Below are 21368 nucleotides of genomic sequence, written 5' to 3'. Positions count from 1 at the left end.
GATCAACCGAGAGGTGGCGTGCCATGTCTGTATGGACCCGGGATGTACCCGTCGAGGGATCGACCGAGCTTCCACCGGACCCGCGTGCGCTCGACGCCCTCGGCCGCAACCACTCCCTCGAGACCGCTCTGGCCGATCTCGTCGACAACTCGATCGACGCCGACGCCGATCGCATTCGGATTCGTTTTATCCGGCACCGCACCAGACTCGTCGGCCTCTATGTGGTCGATAATGGCACGGGTATCAGGCCTGACACTATCGACGCGGCGATGACCGTTGGTGGGCGCCGAGACTACTCCGGCACCGACCTCGGTCGATTCGGTGTCGGCCTCAAGGCCGCGTCCTTCAGCCAGGCCGCCAGCCTCACCGTCATGTCACGCGCCGCGGGATATCCGCCCGTTGGCCGCCGGTGGTTACTGAAAAGTAACCGCCGCGACTACCGGTGCGACATCGTCACCAGCAACTTCGTCGACGTGGAACTCAACCGCAACTGGCCGGTGCCCACCACCCCCAGCGGTACCGTCGTGCGCTGGGACGAAGTGGTCGGATTCCCTTCGACCGATGACTCAGCCCAGGTCGAAGAGTTCCTCACCCGAACCATCTCCCACCTGCAGGGACACCTCGGCCTCACTTTTCACCGCATTATCACCCGCAGGAAAATCCGCATCAGCATTGATGTTGAGGACACCGAATCCGGTGTCGGCATTGCCAGCACCGTGAGCGCGCTCGATCCCTTCGCCTACCCGGGGAGTCCACCCGGCTGGCCTAAGGACCTACGGGCAGACGTTGACGGCAGCCCTGTCGTTCTGCGCTGTCACATTTGGCCCGGCCGTTCGAGCCTGCCGGAGTACCGGCTCCCCGGCGGTGCGGAGCAGCGCCAAGGTCTCTACGTCTACCGCCACGACCGGCTCCTGCACGCTGGCGGATGGGAAGGCGTCCATGCTGCGGACCGCAGGCTCCAGCTCGCCCGCGTCGAAATTAATATCGACGGGGACGCTCCCGGCCTGTTCACCATGAACCCGGAGAAGACCCGGGTGGCAGCCGGGCCGCTGTTCGCCCGAACCGTTGCCCGTGCCCGCGCCGACGATGGCACCGACATCACCGCTTACCTGCAGGCCGCCGAGGCAATTTGGACGACCACGAACCAGCGCACCACTGCCCGACGGCGGCCGGTCGTCCCACCAGGACGTGGCCTTCACCCGAAGGTCACTCGAGAAATTCGCGACGAGCTGCCACAACTTAACGATGAGCCCGTCAACCTCCTTTGGAAGGCCCTCCCGGAAACCCAGTTCATCGAAGTCGACCGGGAATCGAACACTCTCTGGCTGAACAGGAACTACCGCCCCGCGCTGCTTAACGGCCGACGTGGAGGACTTAACGACCTGCCGGTGCTCAAAACATTGCTCTACCTGCTCGCCGAGAACACGTTCCAGGGGGCTCACCTTGGCCCTAGGGACAAGGACAACATCGAGCTGTGGCAGAGCCTGCTGACTGCCGCCGCCCGCGCCGAACGTGCCGCCCACGAGGAGCGCCGGTGAGCACGTCGAACCTGCGCCATCTCAGTAGCGAGACCTTCGCTGGGCATCTGAGTCATACGGCACCGATGGACCACCCGGTGCCCGGTGAGCCTCGGCTGGTGCTGTTCACCGTTCCGGGTCACCGGGTCGGGCTGCGCGGTCCGGCCCGCTCGGGGGAACAGCCGGCACCCACTGGCCTGGAACACGTCAATGTCCGTACCATCCACCACGGTGGGCGACGGATGATCGAGTTGATCATCACGGATCCTCGTGTTTTCCTCGACGCCTACCCCCTGCTGCGGGCCGTCGCGGACCGGGTTCAACTGGGTCATCAGCCGATGACGTCGGCGGTCCGCGACACCCTTCGCCAACTGGGCCATCTCTTGCAGCCCGAAGCCACTCTGCGGCGTTCCGCCGAGACCGGCATGCTCGGCGAGCTGTGCCTGTTCACCGGCGTGGTCTTAACTGCAGGACCAGCAGTGGCACTCCAGGCGTGGCGTGGGGCTCTGTCTGAGGAACATGACTTTGGCTTTCCCGGATTCGACGTAGAGGTCAAGGCCACTACCTACGAACACCGCCGGCATACCATCGACTCACTAACCCAACTTGTGCCGACCGGAAAGCGGCCATTATGGTTGGTCTCTTTTCAGATCACCGTCGCGGGTCATGATGGTGCCACCCTGCCAGAACTGATCGGTCGGAGCCGGGCCCTGCTGAGTGCCGGGGCCGATCAGATCCGGTTCGACGACCTGCTTCACGCCGCAGGTTGGGCTGACCGCCACACCACCTCCTGCAGCACTCGCTGGCGGCTCAGGACACCACCGGCGGCCTTCATCGTCGATGCCGATTTCCCCCGCATCACCCCCGCCCTGCTGCAACCGCAGACTGACCTCGCCCGGGTCACCGACGTCCGCTACCGCATCGACCTCACCGGCTGGCCCGAGAACAACCCGCCGGACCTGCTGCGAGCCGCCCTCGGTGCTGGAAAACAGGAGCTGCGATGAGCGACACTGTCACCACCGGCTATAGCTCCGCCCTTGATGGCATGAAGACCGCCGGACCCGGACCGTTGCACCAGTTCGCGGCGCTCTTCGCCAGGGACACCTCACTGGTCGACGGAAGCGCACTTCTCGCACATCTGCAGAGCGCTGGTCCAGACGATGCATTGCGGCAACGCCTCGCCTACCAGTTGTCATCTTGGGACCACACTACCGATGTACCCTGGGCCGCCAACACCGCGCCTCACACCGCTGAACGGCGGGCGGTAGTCTGCCACGCGCTCGGCCTCGACAGGGCTACCGAGAATCTGCTCTTCGAGATTATCCCCTGGGCCGCAATCGATGCGCCCATCGTCATCGCCGACCACTTCGAGGAATGGCGCACCCTGCAGCGGCGAAGCGAACGTGACTTTTACTGGGCTCACTACAGCGCCAACCTGCTAACGAACGGCTGGGACCCAGTCGCCGTCGCCGGTATCGGCGAGGCCACGGAGGAGGTCGTTCGGCGTATATCCGACCCCACTCGCAAAGTCGCTTATCAGGCGAAGGGCCTCGTTGTTGGATACGTTCAGAGCGGAAAGACCGCCAACTTCACTGGTGTGATCGCTAAGGCCATCGACGCGGGTTACCGGATGGTCATCGTTCTGACCGGCACTACCAACATGCTTAGGGCGCAGACCCAGCGGCGACTTGACATGGAACTGTGCGGGCGCGAGAACATCGAGCCGGATCACGATCCCACCGCACACGAGTACCGATCCGACGAGGACTGGAAACGCCACAAGTTTATCAATCACGGTGGCAGGCCGTCCGAGTCCGGCCATCCCGACATCGAACGGCTCAGTAACTACGCTGGCGACTATCAGCGCCTAAAGCAGGGCATCTCAGCGCTTCGTTTTAAACGGCATGATGCCACCAAGGAGTTCTTCCATCCCGCTAACCTCTACACCAGCGATGCCCGCCTAGTCGTGGCAAAGAAGAATGCCTCCGTCCTCACCAACCTCGTTACTGACCTGAAAAAGGTAAGTGCACGGCTTGGCGAGATTCCCGTGCTCATCATCGACGACGAGTCCGACCAGGCATCCATCAACACCACCAGCCCTGCCAAGTGGAAGGAGGATAGCAAGAAACGCACCGCGATCAACCGGCTCATCGCCCAGCTCCTGACGATGCTACCCCGCGCTCAGTACGTTGGTTACACCGCGACCCCGTACGCCAACGTATTTATCGACCCGTCCGATGTCGAGGACATTTTTCCGAAGGACTTCATCGTCTCGTTGCCCCGGCCGCTCGGCTATATGGGCGCCGACGATTTTCACGACTTCGACGACGACAGTCCAGTCGCGCAGCGACCGTTGAAGACATCAAAGGAACGCGCCCACGTGCGCTACCTCAGCGACGAGCCCACGCATCACGAGCTACGAGATGCCTTGGACATGTACGTACTGACCGGCGCGCTTAAGTTCTACCGCCAGCGGACCGGTGCCGGGAGCTACCGGCACCACACCATGCTCGTGCACGAAGCAATGGACCGTGAGTCCCACCGCGAGACCGCGCGGGACATCGAGAAGCTCTGGGTAACCGCCGGCTACCACAGCTCTGCAGGTCTTCTGCGGCTCAGGAAGCTGTATGAGACCGACATCCTTCCCGTCACCACCGCGCAATCACCCGAGGCAGTTATGCCGGGCAACTTCGAAGAGCTGCACGAGGACATCGCCGGAGCGATCGGGCTAATTCAGCCGGCCGACCGTCAGGGTAGCCCGGTCATTATTGTCAACAGTGACCCTGACCTTGAAAAGCATCAGGAGGATCTTGACTTCGACAAACGTCGCGTGTGGCGGATTCTTGTCGGTGGCAACAAGCTCGCGCGTGGTTTCACCGTGGAAGGGCTCACTGTGACCTACTATCGCCGCGCAGCACGACAGGTCGACACCCTGATGCAGATGGGCCGGTGGTTCGGTTTCCGGTCCGGCTACCGCGATCTGGTTCGCCTATATACGACCCAGGACCTGCACGCGATGTTCGGTGCGGCCTGTCAGGACGAACAGTCTCTGCGTGATGACCTCCGTAAGTACTCAACCGAGGTTGCTCCGGAATCGCGGCTGACGCCGAGCCGTGTTCCTCCGCTGGTCGAACAGCACCGTCCTGACCTGCGACCGACCGGCCGGAACAAGATGTGGAACGCCCGACTGATCTCACGCAGCGCGCCCGGCGAACCCATGGAGCCTGTCGCGCACCCGGATAAAGGTAGGCGAGCCCTGCAGAACCTCAGGCTCTGGGAGCCGGTCTTAGCCGCTGCTGCGGCGACCGGCACGGTCGAATTGAGGGCAACCAGATCGAAGGCAATTTTTTCGGCGTATCATGCGGTGCTGCTGCATAGCGAGATAATGGCGGTACTGAATCACCTTCGGTGGCTCCGTGATGACATATTGGTCCCGGAACGTGCCTGGCTGAACTCGCTTGCCCCGAATCAGCTTAGGCAGTGGATTGTGCTGCTTCCCCAACAGGTGGATCCCGCCGCCGGTCGCATGATCCTTGAACATGGGCCGTTCAGCATCTTCGACAGGAAGCGGAGCGCTACGGGAGCTCTCAGCGCCATCAGTGAAAGCCGCCACCGTAACGCGGCAGCACGCATTGCGGGCCTAGACGCGGACCCCGATCCGGCCGCCGACGCGCTGGCGGCACCTTGCACGGCGGTGCTGACCCTTTATCCCTCTGTCAGGCCGAACACGCTGACGGGAACGCGCGGAGATCGGGTCGATCCGGAGCAGGTCACGATCGGGTTCCGTGCCGTCACTCCGCTGAGCACTGGTGGAGGAAGTAAGCGGTTGATCTGGACGACTATGGACAGCGGTAGACCGAACGACATCGTTATCGATGCGCCGTCGGCATGACGTCCGTATGCGGATCTGCCGCAATCTGTACGCGACCCTCACCACGTAGTCCTTTGCATGCTTTTCAGCGCGGCCGGCAATCCTCGGGATGGAAAGGGTTGCCGGCGGATGAGTGTCGCGTCTCCGCGGTCAGGTTGACGCGGCTGGTCGCCCAGCCGTTCGAAGACCGCGAGGAGATCGTTGGTGGTCTGCAAGTTGTACCGGTAGAGGTTGAGCAGCACATTGGCATCGACCGCGACCAGCGCTGAGGTAAGAGCGCGATCAACGTCAGCGCCCGCTAGGACTTGGTAGCCCTCGAACCCATCAAACAAGCCGGTCACGGAACCTCCACGGCAGATCCGCCTAACCACCTGATCGGCCGGCAACGTAGGCCAGAACGGTTCGCCCTGATTACGGCCGCCCGCGTGCGCCGCAGTCTCAAGCAAGCTGAAGTGCGATTCAGTACGACTTGTCCTGCCCCAGCACATGCTGCGCCACAAAATTCAGGATCATCTCCCGACTCACCGGCGCGATCCGCCCCGCCCTGGCCGCCCCCAGCAACGTCGCCACCCCGTACTCCGTGGTCATCCCCGCCCCACCCAACGCCTGCACGGCGGTATCGACAGCAAGGGCGGCCGCCTCCCCGGACGCGTACTTCGCCATGTTCCCGGCGACCCCCGCCTCCAAATCCCGCCCCGCGTCGTACAACGCCGCCGCCTTGTGGATCATCAGTCGGGCCAGCTCCACCTGCACCGCCGCGTGCGCAAGCGGATGCGACACCCCCTGGTGCGTGCCGATGCTCCGGCCGCCCCACACCTTCCGGCTGGCGGTGTAGTCGCTGGCCTTCTCGATGGCGTACCGGCCGGTGCCGGCGCCCATCGCGGCCACGGTGATCCGCTCGGGGTTGAGCCCGGCGAAGAGCGCGGGCAGGCCGGCGTCCAGCGACTCGCCGACCAGGGCGTCTGCGGGCAGCCGCACGTCGTCGAGGTAGAGCAGGAACTGGTTCTCCGGGGAGACGATCTCCATGTCCAGCTTGGAGGCGGTCAGCCCGGCCGCGTCGGTCGGGACCACGAAGAGCGCGGGCTTGAGCTTGCCGGTGGCGGCGTCCTCCGTGCGGGCCACCACCAGCACATAATCTGCCTCGTCGACGCCCGAGATGTAGCACTTGCGGCCCGTCAGCAGCCAGTCGTCGCCGTCGCGGCGGGCCACCGTGCCGAGGCGGTGGAAGTTGGAGCCGGCCTCCGGCTCGGTGATCGCGAAGACCACCTTCAGCGTGCCGTCGGCCATCCCGGGCAGGAAGCGTTCCCGCTGCTCGATCGTGCCGTGCTTGGCGATGACGGTGGCGACGATGGCGGGGGAGACCACGAGCAGCAGCAGCGGGCAGCCGGCGGCGGCCAGCTCCTCGCAGACGATGGCCAGCTCGGTGATGCCGCCGCCCCCGCCGCCGTACTCGGTGGGGATGTTGACCCCCAGGTAGCCGAGCCGGCCGGCCTCGCCCCACAGCTCGGTGGTGTGCTCGCCGGCCTTGGCCTTGGCCACGAAGTAGCCGTGCCCGTACCGGCGGCCCAACGCGCGGACGGCGTCGCGGAGCTGGTCCTGCTCGTCGGTCAGGTCGAAGTTCATCGGGGGTCCTCCTCGGTGTTGACCACGGCCGGCGCGGCCCCGGTGTCGGTGCCGGCGTCGACCACGGCCAGCACGGCGCCCGTGTCGACCTGGCCGCCGGCCGGGACCGGCAGCTCCGCCACCACCCCGTCGGCCGGGGCGAGCACGGGATGTTCCAGCTTCATCGCCTCCAGGGTCAGCAGCAGGTCACCGGCGGCGACCCGCTGACCGACCGCCACGTGCACCCGGGCAACCGTGCCGGGCAGCGGCGCGAGCAGCGACCCGGCGGCCGGCTCCGCGCCGGGCAGGGGGAAGCGCGGCAGCTCCGCCAGGCTCGCCGCCCCGTCCGGGCCGTCCACGAAGACCGAAGATCCCACCCGGTGTACGCGGTACGCGTGCCGCACCCCCGCCACGTCCAGCGTCACCGCGTCCGGCGCCGCGGCGACCAGGGTCACGTCGGGCGGGAGCGAGGACTCGGCTGGCGCGCCGTCCACCGCCACCTGAGCGCTCACCGAGGATTCGGCGAGCGCGCCGGACCGGTCCAGCCGGTACCGGACCTCGATCTCACCGTGCGGGCCGGCGTACCGGGTGAGCTGCGGCGACGATGGCACGTTGCGCCAACCCGAGGGGAGGCCGGCGAGCACCGGGGCCGACGCGCGGCGGGCCGCCGCCTGGGCGAGCGCGGCGGCGAGGGCGGCCAGCGGCACCCCGTCGGGCGGTAACAGCGGAGCCAGGACCTCGTGGTGCCGGTCGAGGAAGCCCGTGTCCACGTCGGCGGCGGCGAAGGCGGGGCTGCGCAGCACCCGGACCAGCAGGTCCCGGTTCGTGGTCACCCCGTGCAGCTCGGCGCGGGCCAGCGCGCCGGCCAGCAGCCGGGCCGCCTCCGCGCGGGTCTCGCCCCAGGCCACCAGCTTCGCCAGCATCGAGTCGTAGTGCACGCCGACCACCGAACCGTCTACCACCCCCGAGTCGAGGCGCAGCCCCCGCGTCGGCGCGAACTCGCCGGCCACCCCGGGGATCGCGAAGCGGTGCAGGGTGCCCGTTGCCGGGCGGTGGCCCTGCGCCGGGTCCTCGGCGCAGAGCCGCACCTCGATGGCGTGGCCGGTGACCGGCGGGGTGGCCGTCAGCGGCAGCGGGTGGCCCTCGGCGACGAGCAGTTGCAGGCGGACCAGGTCCAGCCCCGTGACCGCCTCGGTGACCGGGTGCTCCACCTGGAGGCGGGTGTTCATCTCCAGGAAGAAGAACGCCCCGTCGGGCGCCAGCAGGAACTCGACCGTGCCCGCGCCGACGTACCCGACCGCGCGGGCGGCGGCGACCGCCGCTTCGTGCAGCCGCTCGCGCACCCCGTCGGGAAGGGGCGCGGGGGCCTCCTCGACCAGTTTCTGGTGTCGGCGCTGGATCGAGCAGTCCCGGTCGCCGAGCGCCACGATCGTCCCGTGCGCGTCGCCGAAGACCTGCACCTCGACGTGGCGGCCCCGCTCGACGTACCGCTCCACGAAGACCGTGCCGTCGCCGAACGCCCCGGCCGCCTCCCGCCCGGCGCTCGCCACCGCCTCGGCCAGGTCGGCGGCGTCCCGCACGATCCGCATGCCCCGGCCGCCGCCCCCGGCGGACGCCTTCACCAGCACCGGAAAGTCGGTGATCTCGTCGGCGTCGGTCCAGGTGGGCAGCATCGGCACGCCCGCGTCGGCCAGCAGCGCCTTCGCCGCCACCTTGTCGCCCATCGCGGCGATCGCCTTCGCGGGCGGGCCCACCCAGGTCAGGCCCGCGTCGGTCACCGCCGCCGCGAACTCGGCGTTCTCCGCAAGAAAGCCGTACCCCGGGTGCACGGCGTCCGCGCCCGCCCTGCGCGCCGCGTCCAGGATCGCCCCGACCCGCAGGTACGTCTCGCCGGGCGCGTTCCCCGGCAGGCGTACGGCCCGGTCGGCCTCGGCGACGAACGGCGCGTCGGCGTCGGCGTCGGAGTGCACGGCGACGGTCTCGACGCCCAGCGCCCGGCAGGTGGCGAGGACCCGCCGGGCGATCTCGCCCCGGTTGGCCACGAGCAGTCGGGTGATCACGAGTGGGAGCCCCCTACATCCGGAAGACGCCGAAGTTTTCGGCGCCCCTGACCGGTCCGTTGTGGATCGCCGACAGGCAGAGCCCGAGGACGGTACGGGTGTCGCGGGGGTCGATCACCCCGTCGTCGTAGAGCCGGCCCGACAGGAACAGCGCCCCGGACTGCGACTCGATCTGCTGCTCGACCATCATCCGCATGGCGGCGTCGGAGTCCTCGTCGTAGGACTGCCCACGGGCGGCGGCGCCCTGCCGGGCCACGATCGACAGCACCCCGGCCAACTGCGCCGGCCCCATCACCGCCGACTTGGCGTTCGGCCAGGTGAAGAGGAACCTCGGCTCGTACGCCCGCCCGCACATGCCGTAGTTCCCCGCCCCGTACGACGCCCCCAGGTTCACCGTCAGGTGCGGCACCCGCGAGTTCGAAACCGCGTTGATCATCAAAGCGCCGTGCTTGATGATGCCGCCCTGCTCGTAGGCGGTGCCGACCATGTAGCCGGTGGTGTTCTGCAGGAAGATCAGCGGGGTGTCGGCGGCGTTGGCGAGCTGGATGAACTGGGCCGCCTTCTGCGCCTCCGCGCTGAACAGCACGCCCCGGGCGTTGGCCAGCACCCCGACCGGGTACCCGTGCAGCTCGCCCCACCCGGTGACCAGCGCCGAGCCGTACGCCGGCTTGAACTCGTCGAACTCGCTGCCGTCGAGCACCCGGGCCAGCACCTCGCGCGGGTCGAAGGGCACCTTCAGGTCGGCGCTGACCACGCCGAGCAGCTCCTCCGGGTCGTACCTCGGCGGTTGGGGAACCCCGGTGCGCGGCGGCGGGCCGTGCTTGCGCCAGTTGAGCCGGCGCACGCACTGCCGGGCCAGCCGGATGCCGTCCCGCTCGTCCTCGGCGAGATGGTCCGCCAGCCCTGACGTGGTGGCGTGCATGGTCGCGCCGCCGAGGGACTCGTCGTCGGTGACCTCGCCGGTGGCCATCTTCACCAGCGGCGGCCCGGCCAGGTACACCTGCGACCGGTCCCGGATCATGATCACGTGGTCGGACATCCCCGGCACGTACGCGCCGCCGGCCGTGGCGTTGCCGAAGACCACGCTGACCGTGGGGATGCGCTCGGCCGAGAGCCGGGTCAGGTCGCGGAACACCCGGCCGCCCGGAATGAAGATCTCCGCCTGGGTGGGCAGGTCCGCCCCGGCGCTCTCCACGAGGTTGATCATCGGCAGCCGGTTGGCGAGGGCGATCTCCCCGGCCCGCCGGGTCTTCGCCAGCGACCACGGGTTCACCGCGCCGCCGCGTACCGTCGGGTCGTTGGCGACGATCAGGCACTCCACCCCCTCGACCACCCCGATCCCCGTCACCACGCTGGCCCCGACCGGGAAGTCCGTCCCGTACGCGGCGACCGACGACAGCTCCAGGAACGGCGCGTCGGGGTCGAGCAGCAGCTCGATGCGCTCCCGGGGCAGCAGCTTGCCCCGCCGGTGGTGCCGGGTCACGTACTTCTCGCCGCCGCCCGCGCGGGCCGAGTCCAGGGCCGCGTCCAGCTCGGCGAGGCGTTCCAGCAGCGCCTCCCGGTTGTCCCGGCTGGCCGGCGCGGACGGGTCGAGCGAGCTGCGCAACGTGGTCATCGGCCCCTGCCCTTCGCGTTGATCTGACTCATTCGGCGGGCCGGTCGGCGACGTGCTCGGCGGGCAGGTCGACGACGCGGGAGCGCAGCAGCTCGCCCAGCGCCTTGGCCTGCGGGTCGAACCGGGTGGACCCGGCCACCCCCGGCCCGAGCAGCCCCCGGATCACGAAGTTGACCGCCCGCAGGTTCGCCAGCTCGTACCGCTCCACGGTCAACGACGCCGTCTCCGGCAGCAGCTCGGCCAGCCGCCCCACGGTCAGCCACTCGCGCAGCCACGCCCAGGTCGCGTCGCTGCGGGCCCAGACGCCCAGGTTGGCGTCGCCGCCCTTGTCACCCGAGCGCGCCCCCACCACCTCCCCGAGCACCCCCCGCCGCGTCGACCGCGCCGCCACAACCCCGGCCCCCGCCGCCGGCCGCGCCACGGCCCCACGCTCGACCGGCACCGCCTCCGGCCGCCGAGCCGTCACCGGCGGCGGCGCGATCGGGACCCGTTCGCCCGAGGGGAGCACGGCCACGTGCGCCACCGTGCCCTGCGGCACCGCGTCGACGGTGAAGACCCCGAACGGGGTGGCGTCGCCCGGCAGCGTGGTCAGCGTGCAGCCCGGATACGAGGCCAACGCCAACTCCACCGCAGCGGCCGAGAACGCCCGCCCGGCCCGCGCCTTGTCACCGTCCCGCAGGTGTACGTGCAGCAGCGCGCTCGCCGTCTCCGTGTCACCGCTGTCCGGGTGGTCGGTGCGGGCCAGCACGAACTCCAGCCCCTCCGCGCCGACGGCGGCCTCGAGCTGACCCCGGACCAGGGCCGCCTTGGCGGGGATGTCCAGCCCGCAGAGGACGAACGTCATCGAGTTGCGGAACCCGCCCAGGTTGTTCACCCCGACCTTCAGCGTGCCCGGCGGGGGCGTGCCCCGGACCCCGCCCACCCGCACCCGGTCCGGCCCGGCCGCGCCCAGCGTCACCGTGTCCAGCCGGGTCACCACGTCCGGGCCCAGGTAGTCGGGGCCGCCCACCTCGTACAACAGCTGGGCGGTGACCGTCTCCACGGTGACCGCGCCGCCCGTGCCGGGGTGCTTGGTGAGCACCGCCGAGCCGTCCGGGTGGAGCTCCGCGATGGGGAAGCCCGGCCGGTGACCCCCGTCGGGCAGCTCCGTGAAGAAGCTGAAGTTGCCGCCGGTGACCTGCGCCCCGCACTCGAGCAGGTGCCCGGCCACGGTCGCCCCGGCCAGCGCGTCGAGGTCGCCGCGACCCCAGCCGAACCGGGCGATCGCCGGCCCCACCACCAGGGACGCGTCGGTGACCCGGCCGGTGACCACCACGTCCGCCCCGGCGTCGAGGCAGGCGGCGATCCCGAACGCCCCCAGGTACGCGTTCGCCGTCAGCGCGTCGGGCCGGGGCAGCGCGTCGCCCTCGACGTACCCGATTCGGGCGGTGAGGCCGAGCCGGTCGGCCAGCGACCCGATCGCGGCGGCCAGCCCGGCCGGGTTCAGCCCGCCGGCGTTGGTCACGATCCGCACCCCGCGCTCCAGCGCCGTGCCGAGGCACCCCTCCAGTTGACGCAGAAACGTCCGCGCGTACCCCAGGTCGGGGTCGCGCAGCCGGTCCCGGCCCAGGATCAGCATGGTCAGCTCGGCCAGGTAGTCGCCGGTCAGCACGTCCAGCTCGCCGCCGTCGAGCATCTCCCGCCAGGCGGTGAACCGGTCACCGTAGAAGCCGGACGCGTTCCCCACCCGCAGCACCCCGCTCACGCCCCCACCCCCGCCCCGGGCGTCGGCGCGATCTGGTAACCGACCGCCCGGCCGGTCGGCGGGGTGGGCCGCGCCCAGTCGACCGGGGCCAGCGGGGCGTCCGACTGCGCGGACTCCTCGGTCAGCTCCGTGCGGAGGTCGGCGAGGTCGACCATGACACCTCCAGTGCTGCCGCTCGGGGGACGGACGGGGTGGCGGGTGCTGCTGCCGGTGCTGCGGATCAGGGGGTGAGCAGGGTGGCGAGCTGGCGTTTCCAGGTGGCGAGCAGGGCGGCGCGGCGCGCCGAGTCGTCGTTGAGCAGGTTGGCCACCCCGAGCCCGCGCAGCAGGTCGAGGGTGGCCTGCACGGCCTCCCGTACGCCGGGTCGTCGCTCGTCGACCCCGAGCAGCGCGACGGTCAGGCGGTGCATCTCCCGGCCCACCTGCGTCTCCAGCGGCACGAGGGCGTCGCGTAGCTCGGCGTCGGTGCGGGCGGCGACCCAGAGCTCGAGCGCGGCGACGAAGAGCGGCCCGGTGAACGCCGCACCGAGCAGGTCGATCACCCGGTCGAGCCGCTGCGGCCCGGCCGGCAGCGCCTCGGCCTCGGTGCGCAGCTCCGCCGCCCGGCGCTCCGCCAGGTGCGTCACGGCGGCGGTGACCAGGGCGGCCCGGGTGGGGTAGTGGTGCAACTGCGCGCCCCGCGAGACCCCCGCCCGGCTCGCCACCACCGTCGTGGTGGTACCGGACCAGCCGTGCTCGACCAGGCAGTCGACGGTCGCCTCCAGCAGCCGGGCGCGGGTGGCGCGGCTGCGCTCCTGCTGAGGGACGCGCGTCGATACGTTGGGCACGGGAACAGCCTGCCGGCGAAGAAACAAACAGTCAAGACTGACTTTTTATGGGGTGGCGGAGCGGGCGGCGGGTTCAGGGTGCGGGGGCGCAACGGCACCGGCCCGGACCGTTGGCGGTCCGGGCCGGGATGTCCGGTGGAGCGGGCGAAGCGGGCCGGCCGGGCAGGGCCGGTGCGGGCAGTCGGGCGTGGGTGGCCGGACGGAGCCGGTACGACGCGGGGTCAGACGCGGGCGCGACGGGCCAGGCGCTCGGGGTCCAGGATGATGATGCTCTTGCCGTCCAGGCGCAGCCAGCCCCGCGAGGCGAAGTCGGCGAGCGCCTTGTTGACGGTCTCCCGGGAGGCGCCGACGAGCTGGGCGATCTCCTCCTGGGTGAGGTCGTGGGTCACCCGCAGCACGCCGCCGTCGCGGGTGCCGAACCGGCCGGCCATCTGGAGCAGGTTCTTCGCGACCCGGCCCGGCACGTCGGTGAAGATCAGGTCGGCCAGCGAGTCGTTCGTCCGGCGCAGCCTGCGGGCCAGCACCCGCAGCAGTTGCTCGGCGATCTCGGGCCGGTTGTTCAGCCACGGCCGCAGGGCCTGCTTGCGCAGGCGCACCAGCCGGGTGTCGGTCACGGCGGTCGCCGTGGCCGTCCGGGGCCCCGGGTCGAAGAGCGACAGCTCACCGACCATGTCCGACGGGCCCATCACGGCGATCAGGTTCTGCCGGCCATCCGCCGCCCGGCGACCAACCTTGATCTTGCCGGACAAGAGGATGTAGAGACTGTCACCGGGCTCGCCCTCGTTGAAGACGATCTCGCCCTTGCGGACCTCGATCGTCTCCATCTCCTTGGCCAGCGCCTCAGCAGCCTCCGGGTCGACTCCCTGAAAGATCCCGCTGCGGGCAAGTACCTCGTCCATCGCGCACCTCCGCCTGCACGTGCCGTCCGTCGGCCGGGTCCGCCGTCCGCTGATCCCTCGCGCGTGGCCAGTCTAGGCGCACGTGAGCCGTAATCAGCGGTGCACCCCGGGAATCTTGATCGTTGGATGTAACCTGCCCGCCCTGATCAACCACTATGATCGCCCGTCGCGCGGGGCCCCGACAACCCCCGCAGCCGCCCGGAACGTAGGGTCGGCGGCGTGCTGACCGAGCCGACCCTCACCAGCCGCCGCGAGGACGGGTGGGACGTCCCGCTACTCGTCTGGCGGGCCGCCCGGCCGCTGCTGGCGATCAGCTCCGCGCCGCTCGGCGGCGGGATCGGCGTACGGCACTGGGTGGTCAACGCGACCGTGCCGATGTCGTACCACCGGGACGACCCGGCCGGGCACCTGGCCGAGCTGGCCGACTCGCTCGGCCTGGTCGGGCCCGGCGTCGGGCTGCTGACCGGGGTCGACGTCGCCGAGGTGATCACCCGGGCCGACGCGGGGGTGCGGGTCTGGGCCACCGTCGGGCTGGGCACCCCGGTCCAGGCCGCCGCCCCCGACCCCGCCGCCGCGCCGGTACGGGTCGGTACGGTCAACATCGTGGTCCAGGTGCCCGCCCGGCTCGGCGACGCGGCGCTGGTCAACGCGGTCGCCACCGCGACCGAGGCGAAGGCGCAGGCGATCCGGGAGCTGGGGCTGGCCGCCACCGGCACCCCCACCGACGCGGTCACCGTGCTCTGCCCGGCCGACGGGCCGCCGGCCGCGTACGGGGGGCCCCGCTCCGCCTGGGGCGGCCCGCTGGCGCGGGCCGTACACCGCGCCGTGCTGGCCGGCGGGGTCGGCACGGTAATCCCCTGGTCCGACCGGTGCGGGGCCTGAAGTCCGACCGATCGGCCGTCGTCGGGGCCGCCACGCCCCGGTAGCGTCCCGACGATGTACGCCGCCACCTGCCCCGGAACCCGTCGGCCGCGCCGCCTCGCGCTCGGCCTCGGCGTGCTGCTCAGCGCGCTGCTGGCCGCCGGCTGCGCCGACTCCGGCGAGGCGCCGGCCTGGCAGTCGGGCGGCTCGGGCGCGGCGGCGACCGGCTCCGGCGGCGCGGCCCGCACCGCCACCCCGGCCGCCACCGGCGACGGCGCGGCGAAGAGCGTGTCGCTCTCGGCCACCGGCGACATCATCATGGGCAACGCGCCGAACCGGCTCCCGCCCGGCGGCGGCAAGGGCTTCTTCGACTCCGTCAAGAAGGCGCTCGCCGCCGACCTGGTGATGGGCAACCTGGAGGAGCCGCTGACCGTGGACACCGGCACCGGCAAGTGCGGGGCCGACTCCACCCGGTGCTTCCAGTTCCGCGCCCCGCCGGAGTACGCCGCCCACCTGCGCGACGCCGGCTTCGAGCTGCTCAACCAGGCCAACAACCACGGCTACGACTTCGGGCCGAAGGGCTACCGGAACACCCAGCGGGCGCTGGAAGAACACGACCTGGCGCACACCGGCGCGCCCGACCAGATCACGGTGGTCGAGGCCGAGGGCGTGAAGATCGCCGTCGCGGGCTTCTCGTCGTACGTCTGGTCCAACAGCCTGGTCGACGTCGCCGCCGCCCGCGCGGTGGTGAAGAAGGCCGCCACCATGGCGGACCTGGTCGTCGTGCAGGTGCACATGGGCGGCGAGGGCGCCGACAAGACCCGGGTCCGGCCCGGCACCGAGATGTTCCTCGGCGAGAACCGGGGCGACCCGGTGAAGTTCTCCCGCGCCATGATCGACGCCGGGGCCGACCTGATCGTCGGCCACGGCCCGCACGTGCTGCGCGGCATGGAGTTCTACCGGGGCCGGCTGATCGCGTACAGCCTGGGCAACTTCGCCGGCGGCGGCAACTCGCTGAGCAACAGCGGCCGGCTCGGCTGGGGCGGGGTGCTGAAGGTGTCGCTGAAGCCGGACGGCAGCTTCGCCGGCGGGACGTTCACCTCGACGTACATGAACTCGCTCGGCAAGCCGACGATGGACCCGGACGACCGGGGGTTGGGCCTGGTCGCACAGCTCACCCGGTCGGACTTTCCGGACACCGGGGCGAAGTTCGACGACGCCGGCCGGATCACGCAGGGGTGACGCGCGAGGCCCGGGTGGACCCACCGGGCCGCGACCGGGGCGACGTAGGCTTTCCGTCGTGACGAGCAGCTCCCCCGCGACCGCCGAGACCGACCTCGGGCGCACCCGCCGCGCCCGCAAGATCGGCCGGGCGCTGACCGAGACACATCCCGACGCGCACTGCGAGCTGGACCACCGCGGCCCGTTGGAGCTGGCCGTGGCGACGATCCTGTCGGCGCAGTGCACGGACAAGAAGGTCAACGAGGTCACCCCGAAGCTCTTCGCCCGGTATCTGACCGCCGCCGACTACGCCGGGGCGGACCGGGCCGAGCTGGAGGAGCTGATCCGACCCACCGGCTTCTACCGCAACAAGACCGACTCGCTGATCAAACTGGGCCAGGCCCTCGTCGAGCGGTACGACGGGCAGGTCCCGGGGAAGCTGGCCGACCTGGTGACGCTGCCGGGGATCGGCCGCAAGACCGCCAACGTCATCCTCGGCAACGCCTTCGGCGTCCCCGGCATCACCGTCGACACCCACTTCCAGCGGTTGACGCAGCGCTGGGGGCTCACCGCCGAGACCGACCCGGTGAAGATCGAGCACGCGATCGGCGCGATGTACCCGAAGCGCGACTGGACGATGCTGTCGCACCGGATCATCTTCCACGGCCGGCGGGTCTGTCACGCCCGCAAGCCGGCCTGCGGGGCGTGCACGCTGGCGAAGCTCTGCCCCGCGTACGGGACCGGGCCGACCGATCCGGCCGCCGCCGCGAAGCTGCTCAAGGGCCCCCGGGCCCGGGACCTGGCCGTCGCCGCGGGCGTCGACCCCGAGCTGGTGCCGCAGCAGGCGGTCGTCGCGGAGGCACCGTGAAGCCCCGCCGCCCCGCCCTGCGCGGGTCACGGAGGCTGCTCCTGCGCCGGCTGCCGGCGCTGCTGCTGCCGCTGGCGCTGCTGGCCGCCGGCTGCACCGCACCGGCCGAGGAGCCGACGCCGTCGGAGGACCGGAAGAACACCCGTCCGTCGCCGTTCGCCGCCTGCGCGCCCCTGACCGTGCCGCCGGCGTCCGCCAGCCCGCCGGTGTCGGATGCCCCGACGCCCGGCGGGGCGCGCCCGGCGCTGCTGCCCGCGCTGACCCTGCCCTGCTTCACCGGGGGCGACCCGGTCGACCTGCGGGCCGTGCGGGGGCCCGCCGTGGTCAACCTCTGGGCGTCCTGGTGCCCGCCCTGCCGCAAGGAGCTGCCCGCCTTCCAGCGGCTCAGCGAGCGCGCGGCCGGCCGGCTCCAGGTGCTCGGGGTCAACACCCGCGACAGCCGCGACGCCGCCCAGGCGCTCGGCGAGGACTTCGGCATCCGCTTCCCCGTCCTGTTCGACCAGGGGGAGAGCCTGCGCCGGGAGCTGGGCCGCAACGGCATCCCGCTGACCGTCTTCGTCGACGCCGACAGCCGGGTCCGGCACGTCGACACCTCCGGCGCGCTGGACGACGCCCGCCTCGCCGCGCTGGTCCGCGAGCACCTGGGGCTGGCGGTGCCCGAATGACCCGCCAACCCCCCGCCTGGCTGGACCCGCTGCTGGCCCGGCTCGGCACCGCGCGGGCCGAGGACTTCACCCGCATCGCCACCCCGGAAAGCGGCGGGCGGGAGAGCGCCGTGCTGGTGCTGCTGGCCGAGGAGCCCGGGGCCGGCCCGGACGTGCTGGTCCTCCAGCGCGCCGCCACCCTGCGCAACCACGCCGGGCAGCCAGCCTTCCCCGGCGGGGCGGCCGACCCGACCGACGCCGACGTCACCGCCACCGCGCTGCGCGAGGCCAACGAGGAGGTCGACCTCGACCCGGCCAGCGTCACCGTGCTGACCGAGCTGCCGAAGCTCTGGATCCCGGTCAGCGACTTCGTGGTGACCCCCGTGCTCGGCTGGTGGCACCGGCCGCACCCGGTGCACCCCCGGGAGCCCGCCGAGGTCGCGCACGTCGCCCGGCTCCCCGTCGCCGAGCTGGTCGACCCGGCCAACCGGATGCGGGTACGACACCCCAGCGGCTGGATCGGCCCGGCCTTCTCGGTGCGCGGCATGCTGGTCTGGGGCTTCACCGCCGGGGTGCTGGCCACGCTGCTGGAGATGGGCGGCTGGGCCCGCCCCTGGCCCCGCGACCGGGTGATCGACCTGCCGCCCGCCGGGGCCGACCCCGCGCCGTCGGCCGGCACCGACGCCGTCGACGAGGCGACCTCCATCGACGAGGCGGCCGGGCCGCCGACCTGACCGGCGCCTTCCGCGAGCGCCGGTCCGCCCCCGCGCCGGGTGCCCGTACCCTTTAGGGGTGTCGGCCGTGGATCTCGTCCTGCTCGTCCTCATGCTGCTCTTCGCGATCAGCGGATACCGGCAGGGCTTCGTCACCGGGGTGCTGTCGTTCTCCGGGTTCTTCCTGGGCGCGCTCCTCGGCCTGCAACTCGGCCCGCTGCTGGCCCGCCAGTTCGCCGACAGCGGCACCCGCATCCTGATCTCCCTGGTCGCGGTCTTCGGGCTGGCGGTGGTGGGTCAGGCGTTGGCCGGCTGGATCGGCTCCCACCTGCGCCGGACCATCACCAGCGACGTGGGCAGGCGGGCCGACGACGTGGGCGGGGCGTTCGTCTCCCTGGTCGCCGTCATGCTGGTGGCCTGGCTGGTGGCGGTGCCGCTGGGCTCGTCGTCGCTGCCCTGGCTGGCCTCCTCGGTGCGCAACAGCGCGCTGCTCACCGTGGTCGACCAGGTGCTGCCGGACAAGGCGCAGGAGCTCTCCACCGCGCTGCGGGACACCGTCGACACCAACGGCTTCCCCGACGTCTTCAGCGGCCTCGCGCCCACCCGGGCCCGGCAGGTCGAGCCGCCCGACCCGGCGCTCGCCGGCTCCCCGGTGGTCGCCGACGGCCGGCGCTCGGTGGTCAAGGTGCTGGGCTCCGCGCCGAGCTGCGCCCGCCGCATCGAGGGCACCGGCTTCGTGTACGCCGACGACCGGGTGATGACCAACGCGCACGTCGTGGCGGGCACCCGCTCGGTTGCCGTCGAGCTCAACGGCAACCGGTACGACGGCGAGGTGGTCGTCTACGACCCCGACCGGGACCTGGCCGTGCTGCGGGTGCCCGGGATGCCCGGCCCGTCGCTGCGCTTCGCCGCCAGCAACGCGGGCAGCGGGACGGACGCGATCGTGCTGGGCTTCCCGCTCGACGGGCCGTACAACGCCCAGTCGGCCCGGATCCGCGACGTCGACCGGATCAAGGGGCCGGACATCTACTCCTCGGCCGACAAGGTCACCCGGGAGATCTACACGATCCGGGCGTTGGTGCGCAGCGGAAACTCCGGCGGTCCGCTGCTCTCCGCCAACGGCCTCGTCCTCGGGGTGATCTTCGCGGCGGCGGCGGACGACCCGAACACCGGCTTCGCCCTCACGGCCGCCGAGGCCCGCCCGGTGGCCCTGGCCGGCGCCGAGCGCACCCGCCCGGTCGGCACCGGCGAGTGCACCTGACCCGCCGCCCGATCCCGCTCAGGCGGCGGGAACCCGGGCCACCCGGGCGACGCCCGGCAGCTTCTCCCGGCCCCACCGCACCCCCCGGTCCAGCACCGCCCGCGCCATGATCAGCACGCAGGTGCCGCCGTTGAGGAAGGACGCCACCACGTCGCTCGGGTGGTGCATGCCCCGGTACATCCGGGTCAGCGCGACGCCGACGGGCACCACCAGCAGCAGGGTCCACCAGGCGGCCTTCGCCGGGGTGCTGCGCGCGCGCAGCGCCAGCAGCAGCGCGATGCCGACGTAGAGCGCCACCGCCGCCGAGGTGTGCCCGGACGGGAAGCTGGAGGTCGGCGGCGAGTCGTCCATGTGCACGACCTCCGGACGCCGCCGGTCGATGGCCATCGTGGTCAGCAGGAAGACCAGGGCCTGCGCGCTGACCGCCGCGCAGAGGAAGATCGATTCGCGCCAGCGGTGCAGCACCAGCCGCAGGACCACCGCCACGATCGCGGTCACCAGCACGACGACCTGGGTGCTGGCCAGGGTGCTGAACACCAGCGAGACGTTGTTCCAGCCCTCGGTGCGGTCGGCGGCCAGTTCGCGGTTGACCGCGTCCTCGGCGGTGAACGGCCAGGCGTGCTCGAACACCCGGGTGACGAGCACCCCGAGCAGCACCATGACGGAGAGCAGCAGGCTCACGGGGAGCAGCACCCGCTTGCAGCCTTGAACCAGCACATCGGACATGGCCCGGCCAGTACCCGACGGGGTCCGCCGCTAAGCCTGCCCGCTGCCCGGCCCCGATCGAGCCTCGTCGTCGACCGGTCGCGGCCGAGCCGGCCCGCCGCCCGCCACCGGCCGGTTCCCGCGCTCGACCGACGCGGGCTCCACGCCCTCGTCGTCGGCCAGTTCGGGCTCGACGCCCTCCGTCGCCGGGGCCGACCGTCGGCGGCCGGTCTCCGCCCGCCAGCTGCCGAAGGCGGTCGTGGTGGCCGCCACCACCGCCACGCCCAGCAGCCAGCCGCCGATCACGTCGCTGGTCCAGTGCACCCCCAGCAGCACCCGGCTCACCCCGGTCAGGGCGCCGACCACGACGGCGGCGGCCCAGAGCGCCCCGCGCGCGGCGGGACGCTCCCGGGCGTACGGGAGGAAGATCAGTAGCAGCACCCCGGCGGCCAGGGCGGCGTTCAGCGCGTGCCCGGAGGGGAACGAGTAGCCGGCGGCCCGCGCCACCGGGTCGAGCAGCGCCGGCCGGTCCCGACCGACCAGCAGCTTGATCAGCGGGCCCAGCAGCCCGCCCACGACCATCGTGGTCGCCGCCCACCAGGCCAGCCGTCGGGCCGCCCGCCGGCGGTACAGCCAGACCACCACGGCGAGCACGGCGACACGCAGCGGCCACGGGGCGAAGACGTGCGTCCAGACGGTCATCGACGTCACCAGGCCGGGGTGGTCGAGGGCGTGGTCGTGCAGGGCGTCGGTGACTGTGGCGTCCAGCCGGTGCAGCGGCTCCCAGGCCCCCAGCACCAGCAGGGCGAGCAGGGCGAAGGGCACCAGGAGCGCCAGGGCGGCTGCGGCGGCGAGGGCGAGCCGCAGCCGCAGCGACCGGTCCTGGTCGCGGCGGCGCGACCGCCACGGGGCGGCGTTCGGCAGGGGCGGGCGCTGACCGGACGTACTCATGGGAGCATCC

Annotated in this window: 18 protein-coding genes and 1 pseudogene; 9 read left to right on the top strand and 10 right to left on the bottom strand. The window is 71.4% G+C overall.

Annotated elements, in window-relative coordinates; genetic code table 11:
* Window positions 1–23 precede the first annotated feature (23 nt).
* From ACLQ2V_RS03705 to ACLQ2V_RS03695, 3 genes are read left to right on the top strand one after another with little or no spacing between them, the layout of a single operon-like run.
* The gene (locus ACLQ2V_RS03705) at window positions 24–1538 is read left to right on the top strand and encodes an ATP-binding protein (protein WP_425716881.1); all 1515 of its coding nucleotides are present in this window, start codon (window positions 24–26) and stop codon (window positions 1536–1538) included.
* Window positions 1535–2521 (top strand): PD-(D/E)XK motif protein, encoded by a 987-nt coding sequence (locus ACLQ2V_RS03700; RefSeq protein ID WP_425716880.1) that lies wholly within the window; start codon window positions 1535–1537, stop codon window positions 2519–2521. The genes ACLQ2V_RS03705 and ACLQ2V_RS03700 overlap by 4 nt, the downstream gene beginning before the upstream one ends.
* Entirely contained in the window at window positions 2518–5409 is a 2892-nt protein-coding gene (locus tag ACLQ2V_RS03695) for a Z1 domain-containing protein (RefSeq protein WP_425716879.1), read from the top strand. Before ACLQ2V_RS03700 ends, ACLQ2V_RS03695 begins: the two co-directional genes overlap by 4 nt.
* Window positions 5410–5447: 38 nt before the next feature.
* Here ACLQ2V_RS03695 and ACLQ2V_RS03690 read toward each other — a convergent pair whose 3' ends face one another.
* From ACLQ2V_RS03690 to ACLQ2V_RS03655, 8 genes are all read right to left on the bottom strand, one after another.
* Window positions 5448–5729, bottom strand: coding sequence for a PIN-like domain-containing protein (locus ACLQ2V_RS03690; protein WP_425716878.1), 282 nt, complete (start codon window positions 5727–5729; stop codon window positions 5448–5450).
* Between the two features lie 118 nt (window positions 5730–5847).
* Window positions 5848–7011, bottom strand: a complete 1164-nt coding sequence (locus tag ACLQ2V_RS03685; RefSeq protein ID WP_425716877.1) for an acyl-CoA dehydrogenase family protein — start codon at window positions 7009–7011, stop codon at window positions 5848–5850.
* Complete coding sequence (locus ACLQ2V_RS03680) at window positions 7008–9050, bottom strand: biotin carboxylase N-terminal domain-containing protein (RefSeq protein ID WP_425716876.1); 2043 nt, start codon at window positions 9048–9050, stop codon at window positions 7008–7010. The genes ACLQ2V_RS03685 and ACLQ2V_RS03680 overlap by 4 nt, the downstream gene beginning before the upstream one ends.
* A gap of 13 nt (window positions 9051–9063) precedes the next feature.
* Window positions 9064–10665 carry an acyl-CoA carboxylase subunit beta gene (locus ACLQ2V_RS03675; RefSeq protein ID WP_425716875.1) on the bottom strand — a complete coding sequence of 534 codons (1602 nt, stop codon included), beginning with the start codon at window positions 10663–10665 and terminating at the stop codon, window positions 9064–9066.
* Window positions 10666–10693: 28 nt separating this feature from the next.
* Window positions 10694–12409: an acyclic terpene utilization AtuA family protein gene (locus ACLQ2V_RS03670; protein ID WP_425716874.1), complete on the bottom strand. Its 1716-nt coding sequence runs from the start codon at window positions 12407–12409 to the stop codon at window positions 10694–10696.
* Window positions 12406–12564 carry a hypothetical protein gene (locus tag ACLQ2V_RS03665; protein WP_425716873.1) on the bottom strand — a complete coding sequence of 53 codons (159 nt, stop codon included), beginning with the start codon at window positions 12562–12564 and terminating at the stop codon, window positions 12406–12408. Before ACLQ2V_RS03665 ends, ACLQ2V_RS03670 begins: the two co-directional genes overlap by 4 nt.
* A gap of 65 nt (window positions 12565–12629) precedes the next feature.
* Window positions 12630–13235 (bottom strand): TetR/AcrR family transcriptional regulator, encoded by a 606-nt coding sequence (locus tag ACLQ2V_RS03660; RefSeq protein ID WP_425716872.1) that lies wholly within the window; start codon window positions 13233–13235, stop codon window positions 12630–12632.
* 221 nt (window positions 13236–13456) lie between these two features.
* A complete protein-coding gene (locus ACLQ2V_RS03655) occupies window positions 13457–14134 on the bottom strand; it encodes a Crp/Fnr family transcriptional regulator (RefSeq protein ID WP_007466162.1) in 678 nt (225 codons plus the stop codon).
* 219 nt (window positions 14135–14353) lie between these two features.
* Between ACLQ2V_RS03655 and ACLQ2V_RS03650 the strand changes: the two genes are divergently transcribed.
* From ACLQ2V_RS03650 to ACLQ2V_RS03625, 6 genes are read left to right on the top strand one after another with little or no spacing between them, the layout of a single operon-like run.
* On the top strand, window positions 14354–15016 hold the full coding sequence (locus ACLQ2V_RS03650) for an adenosylcobinamide amidohydrolase (RefSeq protein ID WP_425716871.1): 663 nt from the start codon (window positions 14354–14356) through the stop codon (window positions 15014–15016).
* Window positions 15017–15070: 54 nt separating this feature from the next.
* On the top strand, window positions 15071–16237 hold the full coding sequence (locus ACLQ2V_RS03645) for a CapA family protein (protein ID WP_425716870.1): 1167 nt from the start codon (window positions 15071–15073) through the stop codon (window positions 16235–16237).
* A gap of 58 nt (window positions 16238–16295) precedes the next feature.
* Complete coding sequence (gene nth, locus ACLQ2V_RS03640; protein WP_425716869.1) at window positions 16296–17084, top strand: endonuclease III; 789 nt, start codon at window positions 16296–16298, stop codon at window positions 17082–17084.
* Between the two features lie 41 nt (window positions 17085–17125).
* A complete protein-coding gene (locus tag ACLQ2V_RS03635) occupies window positions 17126–17749 on the top strand; it encodes a TlpA family protein disulfide reductase (RefSeq protein WP_425717007.1) in 624 nt (207 codons plus the stop codon).
* Window positions 17746–18462, top strand: coding sequence for an NUDIX hydrolase (locus tag ACLQ2V_RS03630; protein WP_425716868.1), 717 nt, complete (start codon window positions 17746–17748; stop codon window positions 18460–18462). The genes ACLQ2V_RS03635 and ACLQ2V_RS03630 overlap by 4 nt, the downstream gene beginning before the upstream one ends.
* Before the next feature lie 58 nt (window positions 18463–18520).
* Window positions 18521–19702, top strand: coding sequence for a MarP family serine protease (locus tag ACLQ2V_RS03625; RefSeq protein ID WP_425716867.1), 1182 nt, complete (start codon window positions 18521–18523; stop codon window positions 19700–19702).
* A gap of 18 nt (window positions 19703–19720) precedes the next feature.
* Here the strand turns inward: ACLQ2V_RS03625 and ACLQ2V_RS03620 are convergent, their stop codons facing one another.
* Window positions 19721–20428: a phosphatase PAP2 family protein gene (locus tag ACLQ2V_RS03620; protein ID WP_425716866.1), complete on the bottom strand. Its 708-nt coding sequence runs from the start codon at window positions 20426–20428 to the stop codon at window positions 19721–19723.
* Between the two features lie 195 nt (window positions 20429–20623).
* A pseudogene (locus ACLQ2V_RS03615) lies at window positions 20624–21358 on the bottom strand (phosphatase PAP2 family protein); the annotation flags it as partial.
* Between the last annotated feature and the right edge of the window lie 10 nt (window positions 21359–21368).

Origin of the sequence: Micromonospora sp. DT233, assembly GCF_049841815.1 — a bacterium.
Classification (GTDB): Bacteria; Actinomycetota; Actinomycetes; order Mycobacteriales; family Micromonosporaceae; genus Micromonospora.
The sequence above is the reverse complement of the archived record's forward strand: the minus strand, read 5'-3'. Positions and strand labels throughout refer to the sequence as shown.